Here is a 19,783-nt window from a genome sequence, read left to right on the forward strand (position 1 = left end):
ACTATTTAACAATAACAGCAGATACGCAATGAGTGAACAATTAAAAACCAACAATCAACTAACAGAATCTAAACGAACAATACGTAGTTTTGTATTGCGACAAGGCCGCTTAACCAAAGGGCAACAACAGGCATTAACTCATTTATGGCCTATATATGGCATTGAATATAATGCAAATTCATCAATAACTGTTGAGGATAATAAACCGACAATATTAGAAATCGGTTTTGGTATGGGGGCTTCATTAATTGAAATGGCCAACGCCTCTCCAGACAAGAATTTTATAGGTATTGAAGTCCATCGACCTGGTGTCGGTGCTTGTTTAATGGCTATTGAGGAAAAGCAATTAACCAATTTAAAAGTGATGTGTCATGATGCCGTTGAAGTTTTAGAAAACATGATACCTAATGAGTCATTAGATAAAGTACAAATCTTCTTTCCCGATCCTTGGCATAAAGCAAGACACAACAAACGCCGAATTATTCAACCTGAGTTTGTAAAATTAATTTTTAAAAAATTAAAAACTAATGGTGTATTGCATTTAGCAACTGACTGGCAACACTATGCTGAGCATATGCTTGAGGTGCTTAGTCAAGCTGATGGATTTAAAAATTTATCGCCAACTAATGACTATATACCAAGACCAGAAGATCGCCCTATTACCAAATTTGAAAAACGTGGTCAAAATTTAGGTCATGGCGTTTGGGATTTACAGTTCAGAAAAAAATAGCGTAACAAGGAGTCATTATGCAAAATAAAACAATTGATTTAATTTGTCATCGTCGTTCAATTCGGTCTTACCTATCAACAGCATTAACTATAGAGCAGATAGAATCACTTGTTCAAGCGGCACAATCGGCTCCAAGTTCTAATTTTCTACAATGCGCGACAATAATTAGAATCACTGATAGCGAAAATCGCTCAAAACTAGCACATTATGCTGGAGATCAAAATTATATAAATCAAGCTGCTGAATTTTGGGTATTTTGTGCCGATTTTAATCGGCATTTTCAAATTGATCCAACAATTCCACTTGAAAAAGCAGAACAGCTGTTAGTGGGTTGCATTGATACGGCGCTTATGGCACAAAATACCGTTATTGCGGCCGAGTCATTAGGTTTAGGCACAGTTTATATTGGCGGATTGCGCAATAATATTGAGAAAGTAACGCAATTACTGGCCTTACCTAAATATGTTCTGCCGCTTTTTGGGCTTTGTATTGGTTATCCTGACCAAAATCCAGATCTAAAACCAAGATTACCGAAAGAATTAGTTTTTTTTGAAAATCACTATCAACCAATCAATCATCAATTATTAGCTCAATATGATACTCAGATGCGTCAATACTATGAGCATCGACTGACTAATCAAAAAACCAATGGTTGGAGTGATAAAATTGCAGAAACTATTATCAAAGGGCAACGAGATTTCGTTTTAAATTATTTGCATAAACAAGGATGGATAACAAAATGAACAACAATCAATACCAATTAGACAAAGTCGTTATATTAAGTCGTCACGGTATCCGCACTCCGTTAGAAAACACAATAGCATTTTTAGAAAAGTCTAGCCCATTAAAATGGCCTAGTTGGGATCATGCTTATGGTTATTTAACCACGCGAGGTGGTGTATTAGAAACTTTCTTTGGCCATTATCTATCACAGTGGCTTGAACAAAAAAATATTAATATTGAACCGGAAAACCCAGATATCTATGTTTATGCTAACAGTCTTCAAAGAACGGTAGCAACAGCCCAATTCTTGGTTGCTGGCGCTTTTGCTGGTTATGATATTCCTATCCATCACAAATATACCATTGAAAAAATGGATCCGATTTTTGATCCAAGTGTAAAAAACGACTCATTGGAAATTAAACAAAAAGTATTAAAAGAAATCGAAGAAGCTGACCAAAAACAGTCGATCTTCAAAAATTTAGCCCCGGCTTATAAAATAGTATCGGATATCTTAGACTATCCACACTCACAATTATATGCTGAACTCAAATGTGATTTTGCTGATATTCCTTATGAACTTCATTTTGTAAAAAACGAAGAGCCTGAACTACGCGGTCCATTAGCCATTGGTATTTGTGTCGTCGATGCTTTTTTATTACAGTATTATTCAGCATTTCCCAAAGAGCAAATCGCTTGGGGTAAGATAACTAGTCAAGAACAATGGCAACAATTAATGCACATTCGCAACCAATATATTGACTTAGTTTTTCATTCTAGAACGATTGCTCGGCATAATAGTAAATTACTAATTAATAAAATAGATGATCTATTACACAATAAAACTCACAAAGTTAATCTACTAGTCGGTCATGATAGTACCATTGCCGCACTGCTCGGCGCTTTGGATTTTGCACCATATCAGCTGCCAAACCAATTTGAAAATACACCAATTGGTGGCATGGTTATCTTACAACGTTATCGACATGTCACATCCGGCAAATACTTTTTTAAAGCCGAATACGTCTACCAAAGTTTTGAACAGCTATATACTGGCGAAGCAATTGATATTAATAATCCTCCACAACATTATCAACTCAAGTTGCTAAATGCGACACCGAATAGTGATGGTTTTTATTCGTGGCATGATTTTGAAAAACGTATAAAAGATTTTCAACCCTAAGCTTAATTAATTAGATTGTCTACATGGCTACCAACTTTAAGTCATTAGACGATCTACAAAATAGCTAATAGACTTAAAATTGTTTCCCTTGATTTTATATGACTTAGTCATCACCGCCACAAAATGTAATCGCTACCATAAAACAAATGATATTTTGCTAAAATTCTGAAAATCAGACATAAACAGACCTCGATAATTAGTTGCTTAAAAGATAAATAACGCTTTTATCAAGCTTTACATTGAATTCTTGTAATTACAATTAAGATTATTAGTCATCTAAATTAATGTCTATTAAAATGTAAGCGATTCCAAAAATGTTAACTAGATCACTTTTTTACCCAAATTTTAATGCTATTATCCTTAGCAATTTATCGTTTTTTGTTTATTTAAAATGTAAACGATTTCTAAATGATTAAGTAATCATTTAAAGCTTAGCAAAGGAAGTTCATTATGAATCAGAAAATTAAGTCGACAATGAGCAACAAAAACTATTGGGTATTCAGCCTCTACTTTTTTCTTTATTTCTTCATCATGGGAGCTTATTTCCCCTTTTTTCCAGTATGGTTAAAAATGATTGGCTTAGATCAAGCCGATACAGGATATGTTTTCTCTTTTATTTCGCTATTTGCATTATTCTTTCAACCAGTATTTGGATTGATATCCGATAAATTAGGTTTAAGAAAACACCTTCTTTGGATGATCACCTTTCTGTTGGTTTTATTTGGACCTTTCTTTATTTTTATATTAGGTCCTTTACTCAAATTAAATGTAACGCTTGGTGCTACTGCTGGGGGGTTATATTTAGGTATGGTATTTAGTGGTGGTGCACCGGCAATTGAAGCTTTAGTTGAAAAAATCAGTAGACGAAGTGGTTTCGAATTTGGTCGTTGTCGGATGTTTGGTTGTTTTGGCTGGGCGATTTGCGCTTCATTTGTCGGGATTATGATATCCAAAGATGTTAATGCCGTTTATTGGTTATGTTCAGGATTCGCTTTAGTATTATTAATTTTAGTCAAAATTGCTGATCCGGCTAAAACACCAACTACGGATGTTGTTGAACAAATGGGCTTAAACAAACCTGAACCATTTAACTTAAAATTGGCGGTGGATCTACTAAGAATGCCTAAGATTTGGTTCTTTATGCTCTACATTGTTGGTGTAGCTTGTACTTATGAAGTATTTGACCAACAATTTGCCAACTTCTTCACTTCATTCTTCTCCAGTGAACAGGTAGGGCGTGAGGCCTTCGGCTATGTCACCACATTAGGTGAATTTTTAAATGCGACTGTGATGTTTTTTGCGCCAGTTATTGTTATGAAAATTGGCAGCAAAAATACCCTATTAGTTGCTGGGGCGATCATGTCAATTCGCATAACAGGTTCAGCCTTCGCCAGTTCAGCTGTTGAAGTGGTTATCTTAAAAACACTTCATATGTTTGAGGCACCACTATTGCTTGTCGGTGCATTTAAATATATTACCAAACATTTTCCGATTCGTTTTTCAGCAACGGTATACTTAATTGCTTTCTGTTTCGCTAAACAATTATCTATTATGTTTATGTCCACCTTTGCAGGTCAAATGTATGTTAAAATTGGATTTGAAGGAGCTTATTTAGTGCTCGGTTTAATCGCATTTAGCTTTACACTAATCTCGTCCTTTACGTTATCAGGTCGAGGACCGTGGGATTTGTTTAAACATAATAAGATAGAAAAATCTGAAAATAATACAGATTAATTAGAATTAGCATAAGTTAAGGTATCAAGATGAAAATATTAGTAACGGGTGGTTGTGGATATATCGGCAGTCATACTTGTGTTCAATTAATTCTTGCCGGATATACTCCAATTATTATTGACAATTTATTTAATAGTAAAGCCTCGGTATTGGAAAGAATAAAAACCATCACAGGGCAATCAATCGATTTTTATCATGGCGATGTATGTGATGCAAATATATTAGCAACAATTTTTAAAGAACATGATATCAAAGCCGTTATTCACTTTGCTGGATTAAAAGCCGTTGGTGAATCAGTCTATAAACCACTTGAATATTATGAAAATAATGTTTACGGTAGTATTGTCTTAATGAAAGCAATGCGTGATGCTGGTGTAAAACAGTTGGTTTTTAGTTCATCTGCCACAGTATATGGTGAGCTAGCGCCGGTTCCTTACGTTGAAACGTTACCGCAAGGGTTACCCTCTAGTCCATATGGTAAGAGTAAACTTATGGTTGAACAGTGCATGATGGATTTAGCGGTTGCTGAACCTGATTGGTCCTTAACATTATTGCGATATTTTAATCCTGTCGGCGCGCACCCTAGTGGTTTGATGGGAGAAGATCCGCTTGGCGTACCTAATAATCTTATGCCATTTATCACCCAAGTTGCCGTAGGTAAGCGCGAGTCATTATCGGTATTTGGTAATGATTATCCAACTGTTGATGGTACCTGCGTGCGAGACTTTATTCATGTTGTTGATTTAGCGGATGGTCACATCGCTGCACTTAAAGCTGACCAAAATAGAGCCGGTGTACATATCTACAATTTAGGCTCGGGAGTAGGCTTCAGTGTGCTACAAGTGATTAAAGCCTTCGAAAAGGCATCCGGTAAACCACTTAATTGGCATTTTGCGCCAAGACGTGCTGGCGACTTGCCTGCATTTTGGGCTGATGCCAAGAAAGCTGAACAGCAGTTAGGCTGGAAAACCCAATTAACCCTTGATGATATGGTTAAAGATTCATGGAATTGGCAATCTAAAAATCCACAAGGTTATCCCGATTAAGGTTATATTTACGCAACAGTTGTATTTATACAACAATAGTCGCAACATCATAATTAAAGAGGCAAAAATGGATATTTTTAACCCAGTTGACCATCCTCATCGCCGCTATAACCCATTGACCGACCAATGGGTGTTAGTTTCGCCACATCGAGCAAAGCGGCCTTGGCAAGGTCAGCAAGAGACCTTAAATGAAGAACCAAAACCCCATCATGATCCAAATTGTTATTTATGTCCGGGCAATAAACGAGTCACCGGTGATATAAATCCTAATTATACGGGTACCTACGTCTTTACCAATGATTTTGCTGCATTAATGGAAGACACACCTAATTCAGCCAATAGTAACGATCCTTTATTTCAAATTCAAAGTGCTAAAGGAACAAGTCGAGTGATCTGCTTCTCTCCCGATCACAGTAAAACCCTACCCGAACTCGATCTACCAGCAATTGAAACAGTGATAAAAACGTGGATCACTCAACAACAGGAACTAGGTAAACACTACCCTTGGGTACAAATATTTGAAAATAAAGGCTCAGCCATGGGCTGTTCAAACCCCCATCCGCATGGACAAGTTTGGGCGAATAGTTTTATCCCCAACGAAATTGCGCGAGAAGATAGCAATATGCGCAGCTATTTTCAAAAATATGGCCGAAATTTATTAGTCGATTATGTAGAAAAAGAGTTAACCAATCAAGAACGCATTGTGGTTGAAACAGAGCATTGGCTAGCTGTCGTGCCTTTTTGGGCAATATGGCCTTTTGAAACGCTGCTATTGCCGAAAACACATGTTGCTAGATTAACCATGCTTAATCAAGCAGAGCAGAAAGATTTAGCCATTGCTTTAAAAAAACTAACCTGTCGCTATGACAATTTGTTTAACTGTTCTTTCCCGTATTCGATGGGATGGCATGGGGCACCTTTTGTCGCTGGCAATATTGATTATTGGCAAGTACATGCCCATTTTTATCCGCCACTATTACGTTCAGCTACTATTAAAAAGTTTATGGTTGGTTATGAAATGTTTGCTGAAGTTCAACGGGATTTAACACCAGAACAAGCTGCCGAAAGGTTGCGCAACGTTAGTGATGAGCATTATAAAGATGAAAAGGATAAATAGATGAAAGCATTAATCAATAATACCACACAAGCCTTTGCAGCTATATTTGGTTATAAACCAGATACCGTTGTCCAAGCACCCGGACGAGTAAACTTGATTGGCGAACATACTGATTACAATGATGGTTTTGTTTTACCTTGCGCCATCGATTATCAAACAGTTATTAGCTGCCATAAACGTTCTGACAACCTAATTCGTGTAATTGCTGTTGATTACAATAATCAACAAGACCAGTTTTTGCTTGATTCAGAAATTGAGAAACATCCAAATTATCAATGGGCTAATTATGTCCGAGGGGTAATTAAACATATCATCAAATATACTAAAAATAGTAGCGGTGTTGATTTTGCTATTAGTGGTAATGTACCTCAAGGTGCAGGTTTAAGCTCATCGGCCTCACTTGAAGTAGCAATTGGCAAAATGTTTCAAGTACTTTTTGATTTACCTTTAGATGGCAAACAAATAGCCTTAATCGGCCAAGAAGCTGAAAATCAGTTTGTTGGCTGTAATTGTGGCATTATGGATCAATTAATATCCTCACTTGGTCAAGCACAACATGCTTTATTAATTGACTGCCGATCACTTGAAGTATCACCTGTTTCAATTCCTGACGATCTCGCGGTTGTGATTATTAACTCCAATATCAAACGTGGATTAGTTGATAGTGAATATAATACTCGTCGCAAGCAATGTGAAGCAGCAGCCAAAGCACTTGGTGTTAAAGCTCTTCGTGATGCTTCGTTAGTTGATTTATTACAGATCCAAGCCTCGCTCGATCCTATTGTTTATAAACGTGCTCATCATGTCATAACGGAAAATGAACGCACACTTAAAGCCGCCCATGCGCTAGCTAATGAGGATTATCCACTACTTTCTAAATTAATGGCTGAAAGCCACAACTCTATGCGCGATGATTTTCAAATCACCGTACCGGCAATTGATTATCTAGTTAACATTGTTCAAGGCGTTATTGGCAATCAAGGCGGTGTGCGAATGACTGGTGGTGGTTTTGGTGGCTGTGTTGTTGCCCTAGTTCCTAAAGATAAAGTTGGTGATGTCAAAGATGCGGTAAGCCAAAACTACTATAAAAAATTTGCAATCAAAGAAGATTTTTATATTTGCCAGCCAAGTGAAGGGGCACATAAACTATGTCTGTAAAACACATTATTACGCTGACAAACCGTCAAGGCATGCAAATTAAACTGTCCAATTGGGGAGCTACTTGGCTTTCCTGTATCATTCCAGTTGGCGAAGAGAAGCGTGAGTTACTACTTGGTTGCCAATCATTCGAACAATACCAACAGCAAGATGCTTATTTAGGTGCGACCATTGGACGCTATGCTAACCGCATTGCAAATGCGCAAATAGATATCGCAGGCAAACACTATCAACTTACGGCCAATCAAGGTGTTAATCAATTACATGGTGGCAAACAAGGTTTTGATAAGCAATTATGGAAAATTGAATCACAATCGAACCAACAAATTGTATTTAGCTTAATTTCTCCTGATGGTGACCAAGGCTATCCAGGCGAACTTAAAGTTACGGCTAGTTATACGTTAACTGACGATAATCAGGTAAATATTGAATATTATGCGAATACTAGCAAATGCACACCAGTTAACTTAACAAATCATGCCTATTTTAATTTAGATGGTGAAACCGAAAATATACTTGCACACAGTTTAAAAGTGAATGCTGACTATTATCTACCGGTCGATGCTACTGGTATTCCGGGTAACGATTTAGTTAATGTGACGGAAGGTGATATGGATTTAAGACAGTTGCGAGTGATAGCTAATAATTTATTAACTAGTTCAGCTCGAAAAATTACTGGTGGCTATGATCACGCTTATCTATTAGATAAATCAAAATCGGTCGCAGCTCAACTTGTCTCATCAGATAAAAAAGTAACGATGGACGTAACTACGTCTTACCCTGCCCTACAAGTATATACGGGTAACTTTTTAGCCCACACGCCAAATCGTCATAATGGTCAATACGCTAATTTTGCGGGGGTGGCATTAGAAGCACAGTTTTTACCTGATAGTCCACATCATCCGACATGGCCACAACCAAGCTGTTTCTTAGAGCCGGAACAGACTTATCATCAGCAAATTTGTTATCAGTTTTTTATAAATCAATAAATTGATTCTCGCTATTTTTTATTATTGATGAAGAGTGAATAACTTCATCAATAATAAAACAGTTCAACAAATCTCTGCTTACCGCTAACCGATTTAAAATAATAAAAAAGTTGAGGAACGTTTTTTTGAACCTTAAAAACAGCATAAATTATGATAGAAATGATTAAATTTCTTCAGTCAAATCGGCAAAATAAACCTATAAGAACTATCTGTCTGATTTAAGAAAATCAATCACAGAAGAGATAAATAAACTTCTGCCATATTTATCGCGATCCAAATGAGCAAAATGCGTGCCATTAGGTATTTCTACAAGTTGTGCTTGCTGAGCTTCATTAACTATCGCTACTGCATCCGCTTTACGGCTCCAAAAATCATTTTGTGAAAAAATAACTAATATTGGCATCGTCAAATGTTTGGCCAGCCACTGTTTTTTACCAATCGCTAACTCAAAACTATCAGCCATGGCACCCGTTGGTGAGCGAAATTGTGGAGGTAAATGCGAAAAAGATTCAGGATCAGAATTGATTGCTTCTTCAGCATAAGCATTAGCAACCACAGGATCACGCCATAACTCTTTATTATCCAAGGGAATACTCGAATCCCACTCGGTAAATAGGCTTTCTCGAGTATTTAACTGATAACCGCCAATATCATGATTAAATTCTTCTAGGTGTTGCTTATCCTCAAATACCGATCCTTTGCCTAACAGTTGGTGATTATCTATAGCACCATATAATGAGTTATAAATAATCAGTTTTTTCACGTTATCATTATGTTGCTCGGCATAAGCGGCCGCCCAATGTCCTCCTGTGGCCCACCCTAACATATTGACTTTTTGGGCATGAGTCCATTTTAAAATTTGCTTTACTGCAGAGTTTATATCAGCAATTGCCGCTGGTGTCCTAACCAATGATTTAGACTCATTCGGCACATTCAACATCTCTTTGGGACGACTTGACTTACCATAACCTCGTAAATCGATAATATAGATATCAAATCCAGCCAGCGCTAAATCTTCGGCTAACGATCCCCCTTTGACAGGTAGATCAAACGAACCAATACCGGCTACTCTAGCACCATGAATCAATAACAAAGGTTCATGGTTTGCTAGTTGATGATTATCTTTTAACTTAACCTGTCTAATAAAGATATTCTCATCTGAATAACAAGATTTAATAAAATGGTCACTCTTTTCAATCATATTCACATTACCTGCATTGGCTAGAGTCAAAACAAACTTATCATGACTATTTTAATTAGTCTGCTTAGATTAACAACAAAACATATCAGCAAGCATAGCCTTTAAGCAAATTTATTTATAATTATAATTACAAATAACAATGAGGAAAGGTGGTTTTGAACATAAAAAAACGAAGATTTTGCATACTTAAGCTAACAATCCAAGCTAAAATTAGGTATGATATCCTCCTATTCGCTGATGGATAATAAGATAAATGAAAAGTAAAACTCTCACAGCTATTTTCCCGGGAACATTTGATCCGATTACCAATGGTCACATTGATCTGATTACTCGAGCCTCCCAGCTATTTCCTCGTTTAATTGTTGCTATAGCAGAAAATCCTAATAAAAAAACGCTATTTGCTTTAGATGAACGAGTAAACCTAGCCTCAACATCAGTTGAACACTTATTGAATGTTGAAGTGATTGGTTTTGATAATCTTATGGCGGACTTTGCTCAAAAACATGCCGCGACGGTTATAGTTAGGGGTGTGAGAACCACTTACGATTTTGAATACGAAAGACAATTAGCTGAAATGAACCGCGCATTAAAATCTGATTTAGATACTATCTTTTTAATGCCATCCATTGCAATGGGATTTATTTCATCTACCATTGTTAAAGATGTCGCTTACCATGGTGGTGATATCTCTAACTTAGTACCTTTACATGTTAAAACCGAACTTCTTAAACGTTTAACCTAATATCGATTTATTAAAATGGTTAATTTTTATACCCCTCCGAAAAAAAAGCTAACTTCACAAAAATTGACTGTTACCGTCACAAAACTAGATGCTTTTGGTCAAGGCGTTGCCAATCATAAAGGTAAAACGATTTTTGTAAAATCGGCATTGCCAGACGAAACTGTTGATATTCAATTGACTGAAGATAAAAAAAATTACGCCAAAGCAAAAGTAATAAAATACCACAATTACAGTCAACAACGTGTTAAGCCAAAATGTCAATACTATACAAAATGTGGCGGCTGTGAATTACAGCACATCTCATCAGAGTTACAACAACAAGCCAAATACGAAGCGCTAATTAAATTATTATCAAAAGAAACTGGGGCTCTGTTAGAGGATAATCCACCTGACATAGTTGCAGATCAACCCTATCATTATCGTCGACGAGCTAGGTTAGCCATCAATTTAGTCAAAGGTGAATTATTTATCGGTTTTAGACAACCTGAATCAAGTCAAATTATAAATATAGAACACTGCCCGGTATTGGTTGAACAATTAGATGCTTTGTTAATTCCATTACAATCTTGTTTAAGACAAATCAAACAGAAAAAAGCCCTTGGGCATATTGAATTGATTGCGGTTGATAGTGGAATAATTTTAGTTTTAAGACACACGATGCCACTGACTGAACAAGATAGCCGATTACTTATACAATTTGCTGCAGTTCATCACATTTCGCTCTATTTTCATGGTGATAATTTGTGCCATGCTTTTGGTACTAAAGAACATTACTACCTGATTAACCAGTTAAAATTAACCTTTAGTCCACTCGATTTTATTCAGGTTAATAGCCAAATTAATCAGAAGATGATCGAGAAAGCACTTGAATGGTTAGATGTATCATCAAATGACAAAATACTTGATCTATTTTGTGGTATGGGTAATTTTTCATTACCTATAGCAACAATTTGCCAGTCGGTAACCGGTATTGAAGGTGTTGCTCCATTAGTCGAAAAAGCGAAACTTAATGCTAAATTAAATCAAGATAAAATTCAGGCTAAAACACAATTTTTTACCTGTAATTTAGAAGATAAGCAACAATTTTCGCTATGGAATCAAACCATATATGACAAAATATTATTAGATCCTGCGAGAGCCGGCGCTTATAATGCTAGCGCAGAAATTGTTAAGATTTCACCATCAAAATTAGTTTATATTTCGTGTAATCCTGCTACATTAGCAAGGGACTGCAAGCTATTTATTGAGGAAGGATACAACATTGCCAAGATTGCTATTTTGGATATGTTTCCCCAAACTAAGCATATAGAATCAATGTTGATGTTAACCAGATCAGGATAATAATTATGGTATCAATTAGAGGCGCCCATCAACAAAATGACGAGCATTACACTCTAACACAGTTTGATGTTGAACAATGGGCTAAACAAGAACTACTATTAACCAACCTTGAATCCTATCAAAAGTTCAAAGATATCTGGGATTTTTGTTTTGAACATAGTGCAGGCGCGCCTGAACAAGCCTATTGTTTTCAAAATGCTATTGAAATGGTTGAAATTTTATCAACCTTAAATATGGACATTAATAGTCTATGTACTGCCCTTTTACTGCCTTTCTTTGACACTAAAATTATCTGCCGAGACGATCTTCCCGAAGATTTTGACCGAGAAATTATTCACATCCTTACCAGTGTTGTCAAAATGAAGGAAATTAGGCAACTACGAGCCATTCGTAATGGTCATGCCACTACAGAGCAAATTGATAGTATTCGGCGAATGTTACTGGCTATGGTGAATGATTTCCGTAGTGTGGTGATAAAATTAGCAGAGCGTATTACTTATTTACGTAATCTTATACAGGCACCAAAAGAAGATCAAGTTCTGGCTGCTAAAGAGTGTTTTAATATCTATGCACCTCTAGCCAATCGATTGGGAATCGGGCAATTAAAATGGGAACTTGAAGATTTTTGCTTCCGTTATTTGCATCCAGATCAATATCGCTTTATTGCTCATAAGTTACATGAAAAACGCCTAGATCGTGAATCATACATTAATCAATTTGTTAAACATCTACAGGATATGATGGATCATGATCATATTCGTGCAGAAGTTTACGGTCGACCAAAACATATCTATAGCATTTGGAGAAAAATGGAGCGTAAACATCTACAATTTGAGGAGTTATATGATATTCGAGCAGTACGTATTATTTGTGACCGAATTGAAGATTGTTATAACGCTTTGGGGATTGTGCATAGCCATTATAAACATATAGCTAAGGAATTCGACGACTATGTGGCTAACCCAAAACCAAATGGCTATCAATCCATTCATACTGTGGTTTATGGTCCACAAAACAAAACTATTGAAATTCAAATCCGTACTGAGCAGATGCACAATGATGCTGAATTAGGTATAGCAGCACACTGGAAGTATAAAGAAGGCAGTACCGATAAGATGACGGCATACGATCAACGAATTTCTTGGTTACGTAAGCTATTAACTTGGCAACAAGAAATGTCAGAAAGTGGCGAAATTCAAGAAACAGTTCGTAGCCAAATTTTTGATGACCGCGTTTATGTATTTACGCCTAAGGGTGACGTTGTAGATTTGCCAACTGGTTCAACCCCGTTAGATTTCGCTTATCATATACATAGTGATGTTGGACATCGGTGTATTGGCGCTAAAGTTGGCGGTCGTATTGTGCCATTTACCTTTATATTGAAAACAGGCGATCAAGTTGAAATTATCACCCAAAAGCAACCAAACCCAAGTCGTGACTGGTTAAATCCAAATGCAGGTTTTGTTAATAGCAGCCGAGCGCGAGCAAAAATTCAAGCCTGGTTCAAAAAACAAGATAGAGATAAAAATATTGCAGCCGGTCAACAAATTCTTGAAAACGAACTCGTGCCATTAAATATTACCTTAAAAAGCGTCGAGAAGATTCTTATTAGCAAATACAATGCCCACTCGTTTGATGAAGTGCTCGCCGGAATAGGTAGCGGTGATGTTCGAATCAACCAACTGGTTAACTTCATTAATGCTCAATTTAATAAGCCGACAGCAGAAGAAGAAGACGAAGCGGTTCTTAAACAAATCACTCAAAAATCAACATCGCAAACTAAAAACTCCGGAAGATCGACTGCAATTAAAGGTGGTGAAATCATTATTGAGGGTGTTGATAATTTACTTTATACCATTGCTAATTGTTGTCGTCCTATTCCTGGTGATCCAATTGTCGGCTTTGTAACACAAGGGCGAGGAATTTCAATTCATAAAGCTGACTGTGAACAATTGCAAGAGTTAAAAAATCATGCTCCGGAGCGTATTACCAGTGCAGTATGGAGTGGCAATCATAATGCTAGTTATACTATGGTTATTCGAATCATCGCAAATGATAGAAGCGGTTTATTACGAGACATCACCACCATATTAGCTAATGAAAAAGTGAATGTATTAGGTGTTTCAAGTCGAATTGAAATGAAACAACAAATAGCAACTATAGATATGGATATGCAAATTTTTGATCAAGATTCTCTCGAACGTGTATTAAACAAAATTAAACAACTAGCAGATGTGATCGAGGCAAAACGCTTGCAAGGATGATGATTATTTAAGTTGCCACAAATTTTAGGTGGCAACTTATATAAATTATCTGTTGATTAATGCCTTTCCAGTATCTCAAATTGATAATCATAACGATTTTTTTCATCTGCTTGATGTTCTTCTAGATGAATTTGTCGCCAGGACATTTGAGTATAATCAGGGAAATAAGTATCACCTGATAATTGGGCATCAATATGCGTTAAATAAAGGCGATTAACTAGTGGCAAAACCTGATTATAAATATTGCCGCCACCGATAATAAAGGCTTCTTCAACCAACTGTTTATTAACTAGTGATATTGCATCATCAATCGATTGAACCCAAGTCACATTAGAATTAATTGAAGTTTTGTTGGCAATTTGACGACTTATGACAATGTTATGGCGGTTGGGCAAAGGTCTACCAATAGATTCAAACGTTTTACGCCCCATGATAACCGGCTTATTTAATGTATTTTTTTTAAACCAAGCTAAATCTGCTGGCATATGCCATGGCATTTGATTATTTAATCCAATAACCCGATTATCTGCCATCGCAACAATAATACTCAATATCATGTTAGCCCCTTTATACATAACCTAACGATTTGATTTGTTGTCTCACATTGTCAGGAAATACAGTCTGTTGCCAGAGCCTTTGGCTTAAAGATAGTAAGGTCTCTTTTTGTCCGGAAATAATCCAATTAGCTAATTCGTCAGCAACATTCGGATATATAATCGGTTTGGTTGAGGGTAAGCTAAGCCAATATTTTAGCTTCAAACTACTTAGATTTTCCATCACGGTTGCCATATCTAAAGATTGCAAGCATTGAGCATTGTAAACTTGCTCGAATTGACCAGCGACTGGCTTAGTGAGAATCTTCTTGCCTAAAGATAACGCTTCGGAAATTAATGCAAATCCGGTATTGGAAATAATACCAGAACAACTAAGTAAAGCTTGGGTAAAAGTATCTCTACTTAACGGTTGTAGCAATAAATTCTTACGTTCAGAAATTTGTTTCACATCGGGATGAAAACAACAAAATTGGTATTGTGGAAATTGATTGACTAGTTGAGCAATTTCCTGCAAATCTTCAAACGGCAAATAGACAACAATTTTACCATCTTCGGTTGGCTGAGTTTCAAATGAATCAATCATCGGTGGAATAAGTTTCTGACCAAAATGAAACCAATGCAAACCAATTGGTTTAGTAACCGGAGCATAGTACTTCATGATTACATTTGCTATCATGCCATACTCTTTAGGTTTCAGATAATGGCAAATGGATTGGTTACTGATACCTAAACAATCTCGATTTTGATGATGTGCAGCCCAAGCGCTCACTGGCTCAAAATCACTAATAATGCAATCATATTTTGATAAATCGAGATCACGAACATCTTTTATTAATCTAAAGGCACGAATTCGTTGAATGGTTTTACGAAAATTGATTTTTCCATTAAGTGTCGCAAAAGACAAACCACTAAAAGTTCGATAATTACCAAAGGCCTGCATATCAAAGTAATCTTTAGGATCACGACCACTTAAAATATAATCAACATCAGCACCAGCCTTTTTTAAAGCTTTTGCTAATGTTCTACAACGACTGATATGGCCATTTCCTGTTCCTTGAACTCCGTAAAGAATTTTCATATCGTTTTTATTCAGAATAATATTTTTATATAAATATAATACCAGAACCATTTATGTTTGGCTTATTTATTTTATGATTATCTTTTACTGCAAAACTATTAGCAGTCAATTAATGTAAATATTGCAGATTGAAAGATTGTTGATTATTCGCAATTGAACTTGAATAAAACTGCCAGTTGCTAAAATGGTATAAATTTTATGTTTTATCTAGTAAAATAAAATTAAGGTTTGTTAGATTAATTGTGTGATAAACAATGCCATTAGCCTTTAACAAAAAGCGAGCTAATATTTTAATTATATCGACAATCTTTTTGTTTTTTTCTTCTATTTGGCATTTTTCGTCAATTATTCCCAAACCCTGTTCAGCTGACCATTCACCAATGTTTATCTCCTTAAAGGTGAACGCAAATCTCAATTATTCAATTACAGATTTGCCGACTTCTAAATCAACAAAACCTTTTATTGGTAAATCAGTTAATCATTGCACCAATTGTGGTACAGTAATAACTAATTACACTATTAATATTGATTATCCGATTCACCGCGAACAATATCTACTAACTAACGTTATACCTGAATATAAAGAATTTATTCCTGAGTTAAAACCACCAAAATTTATCTAATTTACACTGCTGTGTATAAGTAATAAGTACTGGAAATCAATAACACAGTCTCTACAGCTTGTAGTTTTGCATGCTGAATGTCTGTTATTGTTTAACGTAATAAATAATGATAGGAATAGTATGAAACGCCGAAATTTTTTAAAGAATATAACCGCTGCCGTTGGTGGTTTAATTGCAACTAAAGCCATTGCCAATTTGGATAATTCACCAATATCTGACATGGTTTGTGATGTTAAATCTGATAATTGTGACAAGGGGGACAACATGCACGATCATATGAATATGAATATGAATATGAACATGAGCACCAAAAAACCGCAAAAACTATTATCTACTTCAGCATTACCAAAAGGTCAGGATTTACCCAAATTCAAGCATTTAAAGAATAATAGTAATCAATCAGGTTTATTCGAAGCAACTATTGAAGCAAAACCAGTAAAAATTGCTTTAACACCTGATATTACTACAGAGTTTTGGGCATATAATGATTCAATTCCAGGACCACTTATTGAAGTTTATGAGGGCGATAAAGTCAAACTTACAGTGAAAAATAAACTTCCACAAGCAACAACTGTACACTGGCATGGTTTACTGGTTCCTTCAAATCAAGATGGCAATCCACAAGATGAAATCCCAGCCGGTGGAGAGCGTATTTATGAATTTACCATTCCTGAAGATAGTGCTGGTACCTATTGGTACCATCCGCATGGTCATAATACCGTTGCAGAACAAGTCGCCAGAGGATTAGCGGGTGTATTTATTGTTCGAAGTAAAAACGATCCATTAGCCTCGTTACCTGAACTCAATTGGTTTTTCTCGGATCTAAAACTGACAGACAAAGGAGAGATTGCCGATAACTCAATGACGGATTGGATGAATGGTCGAGAAGGGCAATTTGTGTTAATTAATGGTGGTTATCGTCCAAAAATGAAAGTTGATAGCGCAACTCGTGTTCGTGTTTGGAATGCCTGTTCGGGCCGTTATCTTAACCTTTCTATTCCCGGTTGTGATGTTTTCTTAGTCGGGAGTGATGGTGGATTAATGCCTGAACCTATTTCTCTTGAAAAGCCTCTCTTGTTATCACCAGCTGAACGCGCTGAATTGGTAATTTTACCCAAACAAACCGGCACTGTATATTTACAATCAATTGGTTACGATCGCGGCAAAATGGGAAATGTGCCGGTAGAACAAGATATTATACTTGCTGAATTAGAACTTCATCAGGCCAATTCAATTGTCTTACCATCTACATTACGTACCCTACCAAAAATGGCAGAAGCAAAAGCCCATAAATCACTTGAATATACCGAAGTGATGGATAAAAGCGAACCTAGAGGGGGCATGCTATTTTTAATTAATGGTAAACGCCATGATATGAAACGTATTGATCTAGAAAGCAAAATACATGAGGTTGAAGAGTGGACGATAACCAATAACTCACATATGGATCATAACTTCCATATTCATGGTACACAATTCACTGTCGTATCCCATGAATTTGATGGTAAAAAATATCCTCCAGAATATGTCGCATTAAAAGATACCATCAATTTACGCCCTCACGAAAAAATCACCATAAAAATCCAGCAAAACATGCCTGGATTACGTATGTATCATTGTCATATTATCGAGCATGAAACGCTTGGCATGATGGGACAATTGATGGTTAAATAAACTAATCAGTTATCTCCCTTCCCTTGTTTATTTAAGGTAAGGGAGATCTTTATTATTTGGTGTTGATAAGAAATATTCTTAACACAAAATAACTTTGGTTTTAACTTCTAACTTAGCAACCTGTGCCTGATCAGCAAGATTATTGGTAATTAATGCGGTTATATCACGCCAATCACAAATTTTATACAGACTCTTCCTATTAAATTTAGTGTAGTCGCCTAAAATATACTTTTTCTCGGCATGAGCGATGATGGCTTTATCAATATAAGCGTCTGAAGATGAAGGACTTGAAGGTCCAGTTAAATTACTAAATCCATCAGTACCTAAAAAACAGAGATCAACCTGAATTTCATTAATCATAGATAACGCCCAACCACCATAGACTGATGAACTTTTATTGCGTAACTCCCCACCAAACAAGAAAACTTGGTTTTCAGAGGAAATAAGCGTATTGGCAACTGGTAATGAATCTGTAAAAATTTTAAAACCTGAACGATACATCAACAATTTGGCTAATTCTAATGTGGTACTACCAGTACCAATAATCATAGAACAATTATCAGGTAGTAACGTTAATGCTTTTTGCGCAATACTTTTCTTCAAGCTGCCATTTTCTTTCTCTCTAATTTGAAATGGATGTTCAATAGCACCTTGTTTTAACGTTGCACCGCCATGACATTTGACTAAATACCCTTTTTTTTCTAAATCGGATAAATCCTTACGAATGGTTTCGTAAGTCACTTGGTATTTGCGCGCTAACTCACTCACATATACTGTTCCAACAGTGATTAACTCTTCTAATATTAATTCTCGTCTTTCATTCATTAATTGCATTGTTAACAATCTCAAAATTGATTTAGATATGACTAACCATGTCTGATTATTACCAATATTTTAGCAAAAAGTCCACATGATTCATTCATGACTCATCATATCTTTTCTGATCTCAAGTTGAATAACATATTATAAATAACAAATTAAAATTGGTTTATATTGGTTTTTTTAATATTATAAATCAGCATCTTATTATTTTTGTGATCCAGATCACATTGACTTACCAATAAAAACCAATTATAAAATAATTATTAATTTAGGAGAGGAAAAAATGAAAACAAAAATTGCTATAGCTAGTGACGACTTAGGTTTCGAATATAAAGAAGAAATCAAAAAATATCTTATTAATGAAAAAAATGCCGATGTTGTTTATGACCCGGTAAAGGTTAAAACAGATGGTATTAATACTTATGCCAAATTGGCTGATGAAATGTCAATCTTGATTCAGAAAGATGTTTGTCGTTTAGGAATATATATTTGTGGAACAGGTATTGGTTTTACCTGCCAAGCTAACAAACACTGGGGTATTCGTGCTGTTGCTGTCACTAATCCCTATTCAGCTAAACGAGCTAGGCTAAGCAATAATGCTCAAATCATAGGACTAGGTTGTCGAGTCAATAGCCTTGAATATACCAAAATGATCTTAGACGCATGGTACGACCAACCATTTGATTTTACTACTGCGCGTGAAAATTCTAAGAAAAACTTGCTTGAAGCTGAGCGTAATGACAATGCGTTATTGGTCAAACCTGCTCATATTGCTTGGAATATGGGCTTTCGAGCCAATGAGTAACG

At 36.0% G+C, this 19,783-nt stretch carries 18 protein-coding genes; 14 read left to right on the forward strand and 4 right to left on the reverse strand.

Translation table 11 applies throughout. From position 1 onward, the window contains the following. Positions 1–28 precede the first annotated feature (28 nt). The 8 genes from trmB (at position 29) to galM (ending at position 8,677) form a co-directional block, all read left to right on the forward strand. Positions 29–730: a tRNA (guanosine(46)-N7)-methyltransferase TrmB gene (gene trmB / locus DKK79_RS11070; protein WP_110424143.1), complete on the forward strand. Its 702-nt coding sequence runs from the start codon at positions 29–31 to the stop codon at positions 728–730. A 17-nt stretch (positions 731–747) separates the two neighbouring features. Beyond that, positions 748–1,473, forward strand: coding sequence for an oxygen-insensitive NADPH nitroreductase (nfsA, locus tag DKK79_RS11075; RefSeq protein WP_110424144.1), 726 nt, complete (start codon positions 748–750; stop codon positions 1,471–1,473). Beyond that, positions 1,470–2,633 (forward strand): histidine-type phosphatase, encoded by a 1,164-nt coding sequence (locus DKK79_RS11080; protein WP_181415311.1) that lies wholly within the window; start codon positions 1,470–1,472, stop codon positions 2,631–2,633. Before nfsA ends, DKK79_RS11080 begins: the two co-directional genes overlap by 4 nt. Positions 2,634–3,083: 450 nt before the next feature. Then, complete coding sequence (locus tag DKK79_RS11085) at positions 3,084–4,367, forward strand: MFS transporter (RefSeq protein WP_258363459.1); 1,284 nt, start codon at positions 3,084–3,086, stop codon at positions 4,365–4,367. Between the two features lie 29 nt (positions 4,368–4,396). Next, positions 4,397–5,413, forward strand: coding sequence for a UDP-glucose 4-epimerase GalE (galE, locus tag DKK79_RS11090; protein ID WP_110424146.1), 1,017 nt, complete (start codon positions 4,397–4,399; stop codon positions 5,411–5,413). Positions 5,414–5,480: 67 nt separating this feature from the next. Further along, positions 5,481–6,530, forward strand: coding sequence for a galactose-1-phosphate uridylyltransferase (gene galT / locus DKK79_RS11095; protein ID WP_110424147.1), 1,050 nt, complete (start codon positions 5,481–5,483; stop codon positions 6,528–6,530). Then, on the forward strand, positions 6,531–7,688 hold the full coding sequence (gene galK, locus DKK79_RS11100) for a galactokinase (RefSeq protein ID WP_110424148.1): 1,158 nt from the start codon (positions 6,531–6,533) through the stop codon (positions 7,686–7,688). Further along, on the forward strand, positions 7,679–8,677 hold the full coding sequence (gene galM, locus DKK79_RS11105) for a galactose-1-epimerase (RefSeq protein ID WP_110424149.1): 999 nt from the start codon (positions 7,679–7,681) through the stop codon (positions 8,675–8,677). Before galK ends, galM begins: the two co-directional genes overlap by 10 nt. Positions 8,678–8,882: 205 nt before the next feature. Here galM and DKK79_RS11110 read toward each other — a convergent pair whose 3' ends face one another. Continuing rightward, positions 8,883–9,878, reverse strand: coding sequence for an alpha/beta fold hydrolase (locus tag DKK79_RS11110; protein ID WP_110424150.1), 996 nt, complete (start codon positions 9,876–9,878; stop codon positions 8,883–8,885). A 253-nt stretch (positions 9,879–10,131) separates the two neighbouring features. Between DKK79_RS11110 and coaD the strand changes: the two genes are divergently transcribed. Genes coaD through relA form a run of 3 tightly spaced genes read left to right on the forward strand, consistent with a single transcriptional unit; the run spans position 10,132 to position 14,225 of the window. Beyond that, positions 10,132–10,620 (forward strand): pantetheine-phosphate adenylyltransferase, encoded by a 489-nt coding sequence (gene coaD / locus DKK79_RS11115; protein WP_110424151.1) that lies wholly within the window; start codon positions 10,132–10,134, stop codon positions 10,618–10,620. A gap of 15 nt (positions 10,621–10,635) precedes the next feature. Continuing rightward, positions 10,636–11,961 (forward strand): 23S rRNA (uracil(1939)-C(5))-methyltransferase RlmD, encoded by a 1,326-nt coding sequence (gene rlmD, locus DKK79_RS11120; protein WP_110424152.1) that lies wholly within the window; start codon positions 10,636–10,638, stop codon positions 11,959–11,961. A gap of 5 nt (positions 11,962–11,966) precedes the next feature. Further along, a complete protein-coding gene (relA, locus tag DKK79_RS11125; RefSeq protein WP_110424153.1) occupies positions 11,967–14,225 on the forward strand; it encodes a GTP diphosphokinase in 2,259 nt (752 codons plus the stop codon). Positions 14,226–14,281: 56 nt separating this feature from the next. Here the strand turns inward: relA and folA are convergent, their stop codons facing one another. Together folA and DKK79_RS11135 are read right to left on the reverse strand one after the other, a co-directional pair. Continuing rightward, a complete protein-coding gene (gene folA / locus DKK79_RS11130) occupies positions 14,282–14,782 on the reverse strand; it encodes a type 3 dihydrofolate reductase (RefSeq protein ID WP_110424268.1) in 501 nt (166 codons plus the stop codon). A 10-nt stretch (positions 14,783–14,792) separates the two neighbouring features. After that, positions 14,793–15,857: an MJ1255/VC2487 family glycosyltransferase gene (locus DKK79_RS11135; protein WP_181415312.1), complete on the reverse strand. Its 1,065-nt coding sequence runs from the start codon at positions 15,855–15,857 to the stop codon at positions 14,793–14,795. Positions 15,858–16,111: 254 nt separating this feature from the next. On the opposite strand from DKK79_RS11135, the gene DKK79_RS11140 reads away from it, so the two are divergent. Further along, positions 16,112–16,480: a hypothetical protein gene (locus tag DKK79_RS11140; RefSeq protein WP_034883348.1), complete on the forward strand. Its 369-nt coding sequence runs from the start codon at positions 16,112–16,114 to the stop codon at positions 16,478–16,480. 120 nt (positions 16,481–16,600) lie between these two features. Next, positions 16,601–18,154: a multicopper oxidase family protein gene (locus tag DKK79_RS11145; RefSeq protein WP_110424155.1), complete on the forward strand. Its 1,554-nt coding sequence runs from the start codon at positions 16,601–16,603 to the stop codon at positions 18,152–18,154. A gap of 78 nt (positions 18,155–18,232) precedes the next feature. Here the strand turns inward: DKK79_RS11145 and DKK79_RS11150 are convergent, their stop codons facing one another. After that, entirely contained in the window at positions 18,233–18,988 is a 756-nt protein-coding gene (locus DKK79_RS11150; RefSeq protein WP_110424156.1) for a DeoR/GlpR family DNA-binding transcription regulator, read from the reverse strand. 271 nt (positions 18,989–19,259) lie between these two features. Between DKK79_RS11150 and DKK79_RS11155 the strand changes: the two genes are divergently transcribed. Beyond that, positions 19,260–19,781 (forward strand): RpiB/LacA/LacB family sugar-phosphate isomerase, encoded by a 522-nt coding sequence (locus DKK79_RS11155; RefSeq protein ID WP_034883345.1) that lies wholly within the window; start codon positions 19,260–19,262, stop codon positions 19,779–19,781. Positions 19,782–19,783: the final 2 nt, after the last annotated feature.

It is taken from the genome of Gilliamella apicola (assembly GCF_003202915.1).
In the GTDB taxonomy this organism is placed as follows: Bacteria; Pseudomonadota; Gammaproteobacteria; order Enterobacterales; family Orbaceae; genus Gilliamella; species Gilliamella apicola_Q.

What these genes read in the sequence shown, in the direction of transcription:
- trmB (WP_110424143.1), top strand. Translation starts at nt 29, where the DNA reads ATGAGTGAACAATTAAAAACCAACAATCAACTAACAGAATCTAAACGA.
- nfsA (WP_110424144.1), top strand. Translation starts at nt 748, where the DNA reads ATGCAAAATAAAACAATTGATTTAATTTGTCATCGTCGTTCAATTCGG.
- DKK79_RS11080 (WP_181415311.1), top strand. Translation starts at nt 1,470, where the DNA reads ATGAACAACAATCAATACCAATTAGACAAAGTCGTTATATTAAGTCGT.
- DKK79_RS11085 (WP_258363459.1), top strand. Translation starts at nt 3,084, where the DNA reads ATGAATCAGAAAATTAAGTCGACAATGAGCAACAAAAACTATTGGGTA.
- galE (WP_110424146.1), top strand. Translation starts at nt 4,397, where the DNA reads ATGAAAATATTAGTAACGGGTGGTTGTGGATATATCGGCAGTCATACT.
- galT (WP_110424147.1), top strand. Translation starts at nt 5,481, where the DNA reads ATGGATATTTTTAACCCAGTTGACCATCCTCATCGCCGCTATAACCCA.
- galK (WP_110424148.1), top strand. Translation starts at nt 6,531, where the DNA reads ATGAAAGCATTAATCAATAATACCACACAAGCCTTTGCAGCTATATTT.
- galM (WP_110424149.1), top strand. Translation starts at nt 7,679, where the DNA reads ATGTCTGTAAAACACATTATTACGCTGACAAACCGTCAAGGCATGCAA.
- DKK79_RS11110 (WP_110424150.1), bottom strand. Translation starts at nt 9,878, where the DNA reads ATGATTGAAAAGAGTGACCATTTTATTAAATCTTGTTATTCAGATGAG.
- coaD (WP_110424151.1), top strand. Translation starts at nt 10,132, where the DNA reads ATGAAAAGTAAAACTCTCACAGCTATTTTCCCGGGAACATTTGATCCG.
- rlmD (WP_110424152.1), top strand. Translation starts at nt 10,636, where the DNA reads ATGGTTAATTTTTATACCCCTCCGAAAAAAAAGCTAACTTCACAAAAA.
- relA (WP_110424153.1), top strand. Translation starts at nt 11,967, where the DNA reads ATGGTATCAATTAGAGGCGCCCATCAACAAAATGACGAGCATTACACT.
- folA (WP_110424268.1), bottom strand. Translation starts at nt 14,782, where the DNA reads ATGATATTGAGTATTATTGTTGCGATGGCAGATAATCGGGTTATTGGA.
- DKK79_RS11135 (WP_181415312.1), bottom strand. Translation starts at nt 15,857, where the DNA reads ATGAAAATTCTTTACGGAGTTCAAGGAACAGGAAATGGCCATATCAGT.
- DKK79_RS11140 (WP_034883348.1), top strand. Translation starts at nt 16,112, where the DNA reads ATGCCATTAGCCTTTAACAAAAAGCGAGCTAATATTTTAATTATATCG.
- DKK79_RS11145 (WP_110424155.1), top strand. Translation starts at nt 16,601, where the DNA reads ATGAAACGCCGAAATTTTTTAAAGAATATAACCGCTGCCGTTGGTGGT.
- DKK79_RS11150 (WP_110424156.1), bottom strand. Translation starts at nt 18,988, where the DNA reads ATGCAATTAATGAATGAAAGACGAGAATTAATATTAGAAGAGTTAATC.
- DKK79_RS11155 (WP_034883345.1), top strand. Translation starts at nt 19,260, where the DNA reads ATGAAAACAAAAATTGCTATAGCTAGTGACGACTTAGGTTTCGAATAT.